Here is a 13,371-nt window from a genome sequence, read left to right as displayed (position 1 = left end):
GATGTGACCCGCTTGTCCGGGCCTGGAATCTTGTGATGCGGTGATGGCCGCATGGCGGCCACCCCCTGGTTGCGATCGCGTCTAGCTGCTTGAAGAGCTGCTGTCGGCGGTTGGAGTCATGGGTGCGGTATCGCGTTTGACCGCGGTGCCGCTGCGCAGGATGCGCAGCACCTGGTAGCGGCCAGTGACGATCTCGTCGCCATCCTTGAGGCCGCTCAGGACCTCGGTGTCCGTGGAACCGACGATGCCGGTGGTGACGGGAACAAACTTCACGCGGGTGCGGCCGGAATCCTTGACGAAGACGAAGACGCCCTGCTGGGGCTCGGGCTTTTGCGTTCCGGTGGTGGCGCCGGTCGACGAGGAGATCTTGCCGTGGTTCGCGAAGTAGGCGGACTCGGCAAGGGGATCGCGCTCGACCAGCGCCTGGATGGGGATGGAAAGCACGTTGGGCTTGCGCGAGGTGGTGATCTTCGCCGTGCAGGAGAGACCGGGGCGCAGGTTGTCGGCGGTGGTATCGAGCGTGACGACGACCTTGAAGTCCTTGGCCTCTTCGGTGCCGGTGGTGGACTGCGACGTGGCAACGCCGGTGGTGCGCAGCAGGGCCTGGTCGCCAACTTCGGTGACGCGGCCGTGGAACGTGCGTCCAGGGAAGGCGTCGACAGTGACGTCGGCGATCTGGCCGAGCGCGACGTTGACGATGTCGCTCTCATCGACCTTGACTTCGGCGGTGATCACGCTCATGTCGGCGAGGGTCATCAGGGTCGAGCCTTCGGCGTTCTGGATGCCGACAACGACGGTCTCACCCTCGCGCACAGGGACGTTGGTCACGAGACCATCAAAGGGAGCGCGGCTGATGGTCTTGTCGAGGGTGTCGTAGTTGGCGCGCTGGGTGGCAACCGCCTGGCCCATGTGGCCGCGGGCGGAGTCAGTCTGCGCCTTGGCCTGGGCTACTGCAGCCTGGCGCTGCGCGAGCGTCGCCACGGACATATCGTAGGCGGCCTTCTTGGCGTCGAAGTCCTGCTTGGCGATCAGGCGGTCGTTGAAGAGCTCCTGGGAGCGCTTGTAGTCGAGGGTCTTCTGCTCGAGGTCGGCCTGCCCCTGAACGACGTTGGCTTCGGCGGTCTTCTCAGCGGCCTGGTAGCTCGCAATGTCGGTGCGCGATGCATCGATAGCTGCCTTTTGCGCGGTTACCGTGGCCTCGGGCTGAACGTTCTCCACCGTGGCGAGGACGTCGCCCTTCTTCACGTGGTCGCCTTCCTTCACGTAAAGGTGAGTGATGCGGCCGAAGGAGGTCGCGCCCACGTTGACGTAGGTCTTGGGCTTGATCTGGCCGGTGCCGCTGACGGTGGCGACGAGGTCCTGGTGGACGGCCTTCGCTGTGGTTACGGCCTGAACTGCAGACCGGTTGTAGATGATGGTCCCCGCCAGAAGACCCCCCAGCACGAGGAGTACGACGACGATCCAGACGATCTTTTTTAAGCTCATGGAAGCTATGGAGAACTTTCCGGGGTCAGCGCAAGGGGGTCCATCCGCTCCGGACGCCCCGAGTTCCAAACCCTGATGACACAACATACGCAGGCTCAATGGGAGAGGTTCCCGTATTACCTGTCGTGACCTGCAAAATCCAGCGAAAGCGTGCTTACAAAAAGAAAACGGGATGCGTCTCCATGATAGCAACCCGACGGCTTGTGCCCGCATCGCGTGGGCACTAGAATGAGGGGGTCGAACCGATGCAGGAGCAGGCCCAATGAAGATGCGGAAACTTCCCCCCAGCGTGACGTGGCTGGCATTGTTGTGCGCAAGTGTGGGGATGGCAGCCCAGAGCACGAGCACGTCCCCCAGCTCGAGCACACCGGCCCAGCAGCCGCAAACCATTCATGACGATGGCAAGGTCGTCCAGGGACCGCCGGTCGAGGAGAAGCCGGACCCGCTGAAGCGGCGTCTGTCGGATCGCGATGAAGCCAGCCGCCGCAAGGCCGCAAAGATCGAGATCAAGGGCGAGTACAAGAAGTGGCTCGACGAGGACGTGCGCTGGATCATCACCGACGAAGAGGTGAAGGCGTTCAAGAACCTCGGCAACGACGAGGAGCGCGATCAGTTCATCGAGCAGTTCTGGCTGCGCCGCAATCCGAATCCGGATTCGCCGGAGAACGAGTTCAAGGACGAGCACTACGCGCGTATCGCCTATGCGAACGAGCACTTCGCGGCCGGCAAGCCTGGCTGGATGACGGACCGCGGCCACATCTATATTGCATACGGCAAGCCGGATTCGACCGACTCGCATCCTTCAGGCGGCAACTATGAGCGTCCTATCGAAGAAGGCGGCGGCAACACCTCGACCTTCCCGTTCGAGATCTGGCACTACCGTTATCTCGCGGGTGTGGGCGACAACGTCGACATCGAGTTTGTCGATACCTGCATGTGCGGCGACTACCATGCGACGATCGACCGCTCCGAGAAGGATGCGCTGAAGCACACCCCGGGCGCTGGCCAGACGCTCTATGAGCAGATGGGCCAGTCCAAGCAGGCGGACCGCTTCTCAGGCGGCGGCCTGGAGCAGCTCGGCAACGGCCCGATGGCCTCGATGGAGCAGGGCAAGCAGTTCGATCGCCTGGATCGCTTCGCGAAGCTCTTCGCTCCGCCGCCGGTAAAGTTCGCCGACCTGGATGAGTTCCTGAGCTCGTCGAAGATCCTCAGTGGACCACCGTTCGTCTTCGACGTGCGCACGGACTACGTGAAGCTGACCAACGACACAGTGCTGGTGCCGGTGACGTTGCAGATCCGCAACGGCGATGTGACCTACAAGAGCAAGGACTCGGTCTCTACCGGTACCGTGAACATCCTGGGCCGCGTTTCGACGATCACGGGTCACATCGTGCAGACGTTCGAGGATACGGTCTCCTTCGAGACGCCTGACGATCTGCTGGCGCAGAGCAAGACCGGCGTGCACGTGTATTGGAAGGCGATGCCTCTCTCGCCCGGCCGCTACAAGGTCGAGATTGCGGTGAAGGACGTCAACAACCCGGACCACCTGGGAGCGTGGAAGCGCAGCCTGGACGTGCCGAAGTATGACGACGATCAGCTGTCGACTTCGTCGTTGATCCTGGCGACCTCGATGGAGCGCGTGCCGTCGAAGGACGTGGGTACGGGCAACTTTGTCATCGGCAACACGAAGGTGGTTCCGCGCGTGGCCCCGACGATCACGACCCCGGTGACCTTCCATCGCGCCCAGAACCTGAACTTCTGGATGCAGGTGTACAACCTGGGCATCGGCGACAACAAGCGCAATAATGCGACGATCGACTACCAGGTGATGGATCTGGCGACGAACAAGCAAGTGCTGCAGGCACAGGAGATGGCGGCGAAGATGAATCCCAACGCCGACCAGGTCACGCTGGAGAAGACGATGCCGCTGGGAAGCCTGCCTCCGGGCCGCTACCAGGTGGTCATCAAGGTAAACGATGGCGTCACGAACCAGGCTGTGAGCCAAAGCGCGCCGTTCATCGTCGAACAGTAGGACGGAAGGCGGGGACGCAGCAGTGTTGCGGACCCGTGAGTACGAGCAGTGAGCCTCCCGGAAGGGTCGCCAGCGACCCTTCCGGGAGGTAAAATTTCCGGTAACATCGGAAGCAGGCAGCGCAGATACGCAAGGCGCCGCCGCTTCAGTGTCAACAGCACGACGCCTCTCCTGGAGCCCGGGAGGCAATCCCCGATGAGCCACTAGTAGGCGCGCGAGAGGATCCAAGCGCGGTGAGACGAGCTGTACCAGGTCTTGTGCTATTGATCTCGCTGTATGGCGCAGCGGTCGCAGGCGCTGCGTCGCCGGACGCTGCGGTGTCGGGTGTGGTGCGCGATGCGCACGGCACGCCCCAGATGGGCGCGCTCGTCGTGCTGATGAACACCGCCTCCTCCACCATTGCGTCTGCCTTCACGGACGATCATGGCCGCTACCTCATGCCCTCGGTGCTTCCGGGGCGTTACCAGGTGCGCGCCACCGCGGCATTCTTCGCTCCCGCCAACAAACCCAATATTCGTCTTCAGGCCGGCGCACAGGCCGTCGTCAATCTCACCATGAACACGCTGTTCGAGGTGGAGAGCTGGCTGCCGGCGCAGCGCCGCATGGCCGACGAGCCGGCCGACGACTGGAAGTGGACGCTGAAGGCGACCGCCAGCCGGCCGCTGCTGCGGCTCACGGACCCCTCCGACCCCGACGACGGGCAGGCGATCTCCTCGAGCGGCGAGTCCCGGCGCAAGGCCATCGATCAGGGCCGCGTGATGGTGCTCTCAGGAGCTGGCGTCTTCGGCGAGGGGGGAACTCACCAGGTCGTCGTGTTGAATCGCACCATCGAAAACAACGACAGCGCCATGTTCCGCGCCGACGTTGGCGATCCGGTTAGCCCCTATCCCTCCGGCGGTTCGGTGTCGGTGAGCGCGGGCTATGAACGGCGGTCGATGTTTGGCGGAAGCACGCGCCTGGTCTCCATCGTGCAGTCGCATCCAGAGATGATGGACGCGGGTACGGCAGGGTTCGAGGTGCTGGAGCTCGCAAGCACGCAACAGATCAATCTGGGCGACCTGATCGAGATTGATGCGGGCACGCTGATGGAGGCCGAAAAGCTGGAGCGCACGCGCGTGATGACCCGGCCGTTCCTGCACGCTACGGTGCGGACCGGCGACAACGTGATTCTGGAGTACCGCTACGCTCGCAGCCGCGAGCTCGAAGGCTCGGAGGATCTGGACCGGTTGAAGCCGGCAGTCGCCGTGCTTTCGGACGCGCAGGGACGTCCTCTTGACCCGGATGCTGGGCACAACGAGGTTGCGGTGAGCCGCAAGCTGGGCGACAAGCGCGTTGTCACCTTTGCCGGCTATGCCGACCGATTCAATGCGGCGACGCTGACGGGTGGAGGAGCGATCGATCGCTCGGCCATCGAGTCGATGCCGATGATCGCCGACCCGACCACGGGCACGTTCCGCTTTGCTGGCCCGGCGTACAAGGCCAAGGGCGTGAGCGTGACCTATGTCGAGCCCATCACGCCGGCGCTGTCGGCGGTGTTCGAGTATGACCTGGGCACGACGCTGGTGAATGATGGCGGCCCGACTTCGCTGGCTGACCTGCCGGCGCACCTGACTACGAAGGCCGAGCCTGCAGTCCGCGCCGCGCTTCGAGGCAACATTGCGCACACTGGCACCGCGCTCAAGGCGGAGTACCGCTGGCAGCCAATCAACACGATCACCGCAGTCAACGCCTACAACGCCACACCGAACCAGGCGTACCTGACGCTGTTCGTGCGGCAGCGCCTGTGGGCGGGACGCTTCCTGCCGTCTGGCCTGGATGCGGTGGTGGAAGCGACCAACCTGCTTGAACAGGGGTATCAGCCAGTGCTGGCGCCGGATGGCAAGACGCTGTTCCTGGCGCAGGTGCCGCGAGCGATCCAGGCGGGGCTGGCGTTCAATTTCTAGAGTCAGTGAATAGTGGTCAGTGAGTAGTGAGTAGTGGTTTCGTGCCTCAGCAGCGAAGGCCTCCCGATGTTGGGAGGCCTTTGCTGTTGCCATCACTAAGAGGGTGACTGCTAGTCATTCACTACTCACTTGTTCTTAGAACGTTACCCTCACTCCGCCCTGGTTCTCGCGGTGGGGGACTTTTCCGTTGGTCGCAGTGATGGTTCCGAGGGTGTAGTTGGCGGGGATTGTGCCGTTCTGGGGGACGGTCACCGAGGCGTTGGGATCGGCGAACTGCGGGTGGTTGAGGACGTTGAAGGATTCGAACCGCAGCGAGACTTCGAAGTGCTCGAAGTGCAGCGTCTTGAAGGCGCTGGCGTCGAGTGACTGGATGCCGGGACCGCGGATGAGATTGCGGCCGCTGTTGCCGAAGTACCCAGGAGCGGGTTCGGCGAAGGCTGTTTGGCTGAACCAGTGGTTGACGTTCTTCACGAAGCCTGCGGGGAAGGGGTTGCCAATCAGGTTGGCGCGCTCGCCGTTGGCTTCGTTGCAACCGTTGCAGGCATCGGCGGCACCGAGTGAGAACGGGAAGCCTCCTTGGACAGAACCAATGGCGTTGAGCTGCCAGCCGCCGATGAGCAGATCGAGGCCGTGGCCTGCGCCTCCGCCGAATCGCTCGCCCTTACCGAAGGGAAGGTTGTAGACGAAGTTGGCGGCGATGCGGTTGCCTACGTCATAGTCCGAGCGAGCGTAGTCGCACATGCGGCAGTAGAAGTTCTGGAAGCCGTAGGGACCGCCGGCGTCGCCGGTCACCGCGGCTGCGGCGGACTTGATGTCCATCATCTTCGACCACGTGTAGGCGATGGTCCCGGTCAGGTCGCGCGAGCGGCGCTGCACTTTCACGTTCATGGCGTTGTAGTTGGAGAAGCCGCTCCAGTCCTCGATGATCATCTGGCCGAAGTTTTTGTATGCACGGCGCGGCAGGCGTCCGGCGACGGACTGGTTGGCAGGAAGCGTGGGGTCGCAGCCATTGGCCAGGATGCACTGTGTGGGCTGGTTGGCGTTGGTGCGGATGTTCAGGTGCGTTCCGGTATCGCCGACATACTCGATGGAGGCGAGCATCTTGGGGCTGAGCTGTTCTTCGAAGCCGAAGGAGTACTGCTGCGCGTAGGGATTGATCTTCTTGGGCGCGGCGATCTGCAGCAGAGCGTTCGCGAACGTTGCGGTGGTGACTGGGCCGACGGTGATTCCGGGAAAGAGAGTGTCGCTCTCGTAGATGGTGCCGCCCGGCGTGGATGAGTAGGTGTAGTTGGAAGCGAAGGGATAGACCGCGGTGGAGTTGACGAACTCGTTGGTCTCGAACTGGTCGTAGTAGATGCCGTAGCCTCCACGTACGACGAAGCCTGTCTTCGAGAAGGGGCGATAAGCGAAGCCGAAGCGTGGCGCTAGCACTTCCTTCTGCGCGGGTCCGGGGCCTCGCATCCCGTTGTAGGTGTAGAGCGTGCCACCGTAGTTTTGCGCGACAGCCTGGTTGGCGAGGAAGAGGCCGCCGTTGCCTGAGGGATTGAACCATGCGAGATGGTTCTGCTCTTCGTACGGGACGGTCTGGAAGTCATAGCGCAGGCCGAGGTTCAGCGTGAGCTTGTCGGTGATCTTCCAGTCGTCCGCGACGTACGGCGCCATGAGCTTGAAGTGGAGATGGATGGAGTTGCCGGTCGCGACGTTGGAGATGGGGCCGGGCTGCGCTACGGTCGCCGTGGAAGGATTGCCGAGCAGAAGGTCGGCGATCTGGTTGTGCGAGAGCGTGCCGTTGAAGGTGTAGTTGCCCAGCGGGTTGACCGTGCTCTGGCGATCGAGCACGACGTCGCGATACGTGAAGCCGAAGGAGAGGGTGTGCTTGCCGTGGTTGAGACTCACCGAGTCAGAGAGATCCCATGCTGGCTGGAGGCTTCCGGTGGGAAGGTTGGCGGGGCCGCCAACGCTGCTGAGCGGCTGCGTCGCGCTGCCGGTCGCTGTCTGCGAGAGGCCCGTGCTTAGCGAGATCACGGGGTAGTCGGCATCGCTCATCTTGAAGTTGTTGGTGAGTCCGAGGGCGTTTGCATCGGCGGCACTTGCGACATACCCGAGGCGAAGGACCTGCGCTTCGAGGTAGCCAATGCGCACTTGGTTCACGAGATTGGGTGTGAAGATGTGCGTCTCGGTGACCTGGTAGTTGCGGGTTTGCTGGTTTTGCTGCTGCGTGGTGTACAGCGTGATGGCCGGCGAGGTGACGAAGACGCTCGAGTAGGTGCCGCGCACGAACATCGAGTCCTTGCTGCCCAGCACCTGGTCGATGCGGTACGTCTGCTGATCCTCGTTGACCTTCAACGGAGAGTTGACGATGTAGTTGTACGCCGGGTTACCGGTCACGTTGGGGGTCGCGAACAGCTTGCTGGCCGCGAGCTGACCGAGCTTCGAGATGCGGTTCTGTGGGATGACGTAGGCGCCTGCAGCGTTGGTTGGGAAGGGAAGACCGGTGAGCGGATCGACGATGGCGGCGGTGGCGTTGCTGGAGAACGTCGAGGTCTGGAAGACTCCAGTGAGCTCGGCAGCCGTAGGCATGTAGCCGGTGATGGTCTGCTGGCTGCGGATGCGCATACCTTCGTAGTTGGCGAAGAAGAATGTGCGGTCCCTGCCGTTGTAGATATGCGGGATGCGGATGGGGCCGCCGAGCGAGTAGCCGAACTGGTTCTGCTTGAGCGGGGCGACGGGTTGTGGTTTGACGTTGAACCAGTCGCGTGCGTCCACCGCGGTGTTGCGGATGAACTCGAAGCCCGAGCCATGCAGGTTGTTGGTTCCGGCGCGGGTGGAGAAGTTGACCTGGTTCGAGCCGAAGCCGTATTCGGCGGAGTAGTTCTTCTCTTGCATCTTGAACTCTTCGACGGCGTCGAGCGAGATGGCGAAGGCAGGCGTGTCGTAGGAGGTGTCGGTGATGGTGGTGCCATCGAGCGTAAAGCTGTTGGAGGCGCTGACGCCGCCGCCGATGCTGATGGCGTCGCCCACGCCGTAGCGGTAGGTGGACTGCTCGCCGCCGGTGGTGACCGCGCTGGGCTCGAGGAAGAGCAGGCTGGTGAAGTTGCGGCCGTTGAGCGGGAGGTCGCTGATCTGCTTGCGCTCGATGACCTGGCCGATGGAGGAGGTGTCGGTGTCGAGGGTGAGCGCGGAAGCATCGACCTCCACTTTTTCGCTGGTCTCGCCGAGTTGGAGCGCGCCGTCGACGCGGACAGTCTGATCGATCTCGAGGCGCACGCCGCGCTTTTCCTCGGTCTTGAAGCCGGCGGCGGAGATGGAGACGGTGTAGGTGCCGGGCAGCAGCAGCGTCGCGGTGTAATCGCCACTGTTGTCGGTGGTGATGCTGCGGGCCGCCCCCGTGCCGGTGTTGGTGATGGTCACCTTCGCGTTGGGCACGACGGCGCCCGTGGGGTCGGTGGTGCGTCCTGTGATGGTGCCGGTGGTGTTCTGCGCCCAGGCCGCGGGGCCAAGCACTGCCGCCACCGCGAGCAGCCATATCCAAAGTCTGCGTGTCATCGCCACTCCTTGATTCCCTTGCTGACCCGGGCGGTGCGCGTAGCGCTCGCATGCGCGAGGCGTCTCGAACCGTATCGCGGGAATGGCAGCCAACCTAGGTACGGCGCATGGCGCTGTCAATCGCGCGATGATGCGGGTCGCTGCAATTCCGGTTGTTCCGCAATGCGGGCATGGACCTGGAGAGCAGGAAAGCCGCACCAATGCTGGGCGCGAGAGGGTTGTGGGCATTCATTTTCAGGCATTGCAGGCGTGGCCCCACCCCTGCGACAGGAGGAGTGAACTCCCGGAATGCGGAACGATTCTGCTTGGGCCAAATTTTGGTGAGATTTCATGTGCCATGGCATATTTATGAAAACCGTTCTCTGGGCATAAGGCCTGGTCTGGGTTCGTTCGAGCGAGATTGCGTTGGGAGGCCCTCGCTACGTTCTGTTACTGCCGATCTTCCATGGGCTGCGATAGGATGGGCACCCACTCTTATGCTGCCTTCGAACCGTCACTCTATCGTTGTCCTGGCTCTTGGTTCACTGCTCGCGTTCGCTGCTGAACGCGCCTATGCCGGAGCCCCCGAGCATCCTCTTCTGCTGGTCGCCAACCAGGGCGATGCCACGCTGAGCCTCGTCGATCCCGCGACCGACAAGCAGGTTGCGGTGATTCCGGAGGGCGTGCCGAAGATGTTCGGCCACGAGGTGACGACCTCGCCCGATGGCCACTTCGCATATCTTCCGCTGTATAGCGACGTCGGCGTGGGCAAGCCGGGGACAGACGGCAACGTGATACTGATCGTCGATTTGGCGCAGCGGAAGATCGTCGATCGCGTAGTGTTCGATCATCCGGTGCGGCCGCACTGTGTGCTGTGGGAGCCGCACACCGGGCTGTTGTACGTGACGACGGAGCTCGACAAGGCCGTGACGATCCTCGACCCGCGCACGAAGAAGATTGTGGGCTCGATTCCTACGGGCGAGGAGCAGTCGCACATGCTGGTGCTGAGCCACGACGGGACGCATGGCTACACGGCCAACGTCGGCTCGGGCACGGTGTCCGTACTGGACCTCAAGACGCGCAAACTGGTGACGCGGATTCCGATCTCGACGAACACGCAGCGCATTGCGATCACGCCAGATGATCGCTGGGTGTTTACGTCGGACCAGGTTAAGCCGCGGCTGGCGGTGATCGACACCAAGACGAATACGATTGCGCGCTGGGTGGACCTTCCGATGCCGGGCTATGGTGGCACGGTCACGAAGGATGGCAAGCTGTTGCTGCTGACGCTGATGACCGGCAACGAGCTGGCTGTGGTGGACTTGACGACGTGGAAGGTGGTGCGCACCATCCCCGTCGGCCCCAAGCCGCAGGAGGTGCTGCTGCGCCCCGATGGCAAGGTGGCGTATGTCTCGTGCGAGGCCAGCCACATCGTCAACGTGATCGATACGGCGACGTGGAAGGTGACCGGGACGATTGATGTCGGCGAGAAGGCCGACGGGATGGCCTGGGCAGGGAAGTGAGCTGGCAAGCTCAATGCGGCCAGCGTATGCGCGATCCACAGGAGCTCACGCGAGGCCGAAAACCCGTGCTATACTTCTTGAAGTGCGGTGAGGTTCTCCCGCGCGCAATGAACCAACGCACAATTAGTGTTGAGGTTCCTCGGCCCTCCCGAGGCAGAGCACCAGGTTTGGACGCGTAGCTCAGCTGGTAGAGCATTCGACTCTTAATCGACTGGTCGTAGGTTCGATCCCTACCGCGTCCACCAATATCTTGAGCAAAACGAAAAACGAGCCCTTGCGGCTCGTTTTGTCGTTGCAGCTGTAGTTATACGGCGACGATCATGTGCCGCTTCGCGATGGCTTCGATCTCCGGCGGAGTCAGGGCGGACAGGTCCGCAGTCTCCGTGGCGATCACATGCTGCGAGAGATCGTGGTGGTGTTCCTTCAGGTACTCCGCGAGGTGATCCATCGCGCTGCTTTTTCCTGTGCCGTGTCCGATCAGGACAATCTCATCGGCAGGCAGGAGAGCCTTTGCGATCTCTTCGTAGTAGGACTTCTCTTCGGGCACACGCTCGCCCTGGTAGTGGGCTTCCTTGCGATGAATCAGGTGATGGTGGAAGCCGAATGGGTCGTCGGGACGCGCCGTGTGCTCCAGCTCAGGAACCTTCGCATTGAGATCCCGATAGATGTGCGCGACATGGTGATCGATGACCGCCACCATCCGGTAGGGCTGCGATGTTTCCGGAGTGGCGGAGGGCAAAGCTTCGCGGAGAAATGCGCGCAGGCGGGACACTTCTTCGACGCCGAGCTCATGGGTGTGCGGGTGTTTGAAGAACGCGCGCTGTGTGCCGACGATGAAGACGGACTCGTCGCCGCCATGCGGCTGCACTTCGCCGATCTGGCCGATCAGCTCCACCGTGTCCGCCCAGCTCAGGTTCCGAGGGAGTTTGCCGGAGAGTAGGCTGGTGCGAAGTAGCTCGAGATCGTGCCGAAGGTGTGGGCTCATGCTTTCATCATGGCATGGGTCTGGGGCTAAGACTGTACTAGTTTGCTCTCCAGGGCAGCCCTGGTAAGGGCTCGCTCAGCGTGGACGACGGGCGCAGCCTGGGGCTTGATCGCCAGTGCTACGGCGTAGGCGACCTTGCTGCCGCAGTAGCAGCAATTGGTCTCTCGGATGCTGGCGTTGATGACGTCAATGTCCTGGCGGAAGGGGCGAAGGCAGGACGGGCAGTTGATCAGGACGTGATCGGCCTCGTGCGGCCGGCGGCGTTCGAGGTCGACCCAGAGCGGGGTAGCTGTGCGCCCCAGGTGGATGGGGGCGGGGATGAGCTTGACTCCCAATTCCATCAGATCGACCAGCCGGGACATGCCGGTGCCTTTTTCGTGGAAGGCGTCTGCGGCGATTCCCTGGGGGACGTGAGCCCCGGTGTACGCTCCGCTGATGGCGATGACGCGGATCTGCGGATAGAGCCGGCGCACCACAGAGAGGAGCTCGAAGCCGGACATGCCGGGCATATTGAGGTCTGAGACCAGGAGGTCCGGCACTGCGGCGCGGATCATACGGAGTGCGGCGAAGCCATCCTCTGCGGAACGGACCGCATAACCATGCATGGAGAAAATCTGAGAGAGCAGGAAGCGAGTCTGCGCTTCATCGTCAACGATGACGCAACTGGGATGACTCATGGAACCTCCTTCATGCAGCAGGGTGTGAGCTGGTTCAAGGTGGCCCTGGCCGGGAAACCGTCCGATCAACCGACCGTGGTGGCTAAAGGCTAAAGCTGGATGCGGGGAGATTTTTTTCCTGCGGACTTCTTTGCCGCCGGAGACCGTTTCGGCGGAGACGTGGAAACGATGGGGCGGGTAGCGTTGTGACCGCTGAACTGGTCGTGCAGCACCACATTGAGCAGCGATTTATGGACCCGGATGCGGCCGTTGTATTCGATAAACCCCAGCTTGCGAAAGCGGTTCATGAAGAAGCTGACGCGCGATCGCGTGGTGCCGATCATCTCCGCCAGGGCCTCCTGCGTGATGGCAGGGATTAGAGTCTCGGGCTCGCCGGGCTTGCCAAACTCCGCCATGAGCAGCAAGGTTCGTGCGAGGCGCTTCTCGCTGGAGTTGAAGAGCTGGTCGACGAGGTCGGCCTGTGTCCTCATTCCGCGCGTCAGGAGAAAGTGGAGGAAGAAGTCGGAGAAGGTTTGCTCGTCGTGCAGCACGCGGATCATCGCATCGCGGGTAATCTTCAGCGCGCTGCACTGGGTGACGGCCGAGGCAGTAGCCATGCGCAGGCCGCCGGCTACCACAATGGCTTCCTCGCCGATGAACTCGCCGGAAGTCAGCAGCGTGATCGTGGCTTCCTTGCCTCGCTGGGAGAGGACGGTGAGCTTGGCGCGGCCCGTGATGAGGTAGAAGACGGAGTTGGATGCTGTACCCTGGGCGAAGAAGATTCCACCCGGTTTCAAGTGGACGAGCTTGCGTCCGTCTCCCTCGCTGCTCAGGAAGTCGACCATGGAAAACCGAAGTGCGGCGGCCTTTCTCGTCAAACGTTCATACTCCAGGGGCCCGGGGCCGGTCCGACCGTCTACGTCCCCGGTCGAACAAAAATTGATACAGTTTTAGAATCGCCCGCTGGGTCGAACAGGCGATGCTCAAAATTGCTCACGAAAAGAATAAATTCCAGCAGCAGGCAACCCTGTAGCGAAACGGGAATTTGTCTTCGAATGGCTATGGCGACGATTGAGCAGCACGAGACATGCACGATGGCCTGCAACCATGGAGGAAGTGATGGAGTCGCCGCGCCAACAGCAAGCGGCTGCCTAATGCATTTTCCCTGGGCATCCCCAAAGGGGCGTGCAGCTGCGTTTTCATTGGAGAAAACGCCCATCGG

9 protein-coding genes and 1 tRNA gene are annotated in these 13,371 nt (G+C 62.3%); 4 read left to right on the top strand and 6 right to left on the bottom strand.

Annotated elements, in window-relative coordinates; genetic code table 11:
• Window positions 1-81: 81 nt before the first annotated feature.
• A complete protein-coding gene (locus tag AC5E6W_RS07515; protein ID WP_491751654.1) occupies window positions 82-1,485 on the bottom strand; it encodes an efflux RND transporter periplasmic adaptor subunit in 1,404 nt (467 codons plus the stop codon).
• 262 nt (window positions 1,486-1,747) lie between these two features.
• Between AC5E6W_RS07515 and AC5E6W_RS07510 the strand changes: the two genes are divergently transcribed.
• Both AC5E6W_RS07510 and AC5E6W_RS07505 read left to right on the top strand, forming a co-directional pair.
• Window positions 1,748-3,517, top strand: a complete 1,770-nt coding sequence (locus tag AC5E6W_RS07510; protein WP_491751653.1) for a GWxTD domain-containing protein — start codon at window positions 1,748-1,750, stop codon at window positions 3,515-3,517.
• A 233-nt stretch (window positions 3,518-3,750) separates the two neighbouring features.
• The gene (locus tag AC5E6W_RS07505) at window positions 3,751-5,460 is read left to right on the top strand and encodes a carboxypeptidase-like regulatory domain-containing protein (RefSeq protein WP_491751652.1); all 1,710 of its coding nucleotides are present in this window, start codon (window positions 3,751-3,753) and stop codon (window positions 5,458-5,460) included.
• 135 nt (window positions 5,461-5,595) lie between these two features.
• On the opposite strand, the gene AC5E6W_RS07500 is transcribed toward AC5E6W_RS07505, so the two are convergent.
• Window positions 5,596-9,006: an outer membrane beta-barrel protein gene (locus AC5E6W_RS07500; RefSeq protein ID WP_491751651.1), complete on the bottom strand. Its 3,411-nt coding sequence runs from the start codon at window positions 9,004-9,006 to the stop codon at window positions 5,596-5,598.
• 476 nt (window positions 9,007-9,482) lie between these two features.
• On the opposite strand from AC5E6W_RS07500, the gene AC5E6W_RS07495 reads away from it, so the two are divergent.
• The gene (locus AC5E6W_RS07495) at window positions 9,483-10,508 is read left to right on the top strand and encodes a YncE family protein (RefSeq protein ID WP_491751650.1); all 1,026 of its coding nucleotides are present in this window, start codon (window positions 9,483-9,485) and stop codon (window positions 10,506-10,508) included.
• A 169-nt stretch (window positions 10,509-10,677) separates the two neighbouring features.
• A tRNA-Lys gene (locus AC5E6W_RS07490) sits at window positions 10,678-10,753 on the top strand.
• 59 nt (window positions 10,754-10,812) lie between these two features.
• Here the strand turns inward: AC5E6W_RS07490 and AC5E6W_RS07485 are convergent.
• From AC5E6W_RS07485 to AC5E6W_RS07470, 4 genes are all read right to left on the bottom strand, one after another.
• Complete coding sequence (locus AC5E6W_RS07485; RefSeq protein ID WP_491751649.1) at window positions 10,813-11,493, bottom strand: hypothetical protein; 681 nt, start codon at window positions 11,491-11,493, stop codon at window positions 10,813-10,815.
• Between the two features lie 26 nt (window positions 11,494-11,519).
• Entirely contained in the window at window positions 11,520-12,170 is a 651-nt protein-coding gene (locus AC5E6W_RS07480) for a response regulator (protein WP_491751648.1), read from the bottom strand.
• 89 nt (window positions 12,171-12,259) lie between these two features.
• Window positions 12,260-13,027 carry a Crp/Fnr family transcriptional regulator gene (locus tag AC5E6W_RS07475; RefSeq protein WP_491751647.1) on the bottom strand — a complete coding sequence of 256 codons (768 nt, stop codon included), beginning with the start codon at window positions 13,025-13,027 and terminating at the stop codon, window positions 12,260-12,262.
• A gap of 38 nt (window positions 13,028-13,065) precedes the next feature.
• A complete protein-coding gene (locus AC5E6W_RS07470) occupies window positions 13,066-13,368 on the bottom strand; it encodes a hypothetical protein (RefSeq protein WP_491751646.1) in 303 nt (100 codons plus the stop codon).
• Window positions 13,369-13,371: the final 3 nt, after the last annotated feature.

It is taken from the genome of Bryocella sp. (assembly GCF_058498515.1).
The sequence above is the reverse complement of the archived record's forward strand: the minus strand, read 5'-3'. Positions and strand labels throughout refer to the sequence as shown.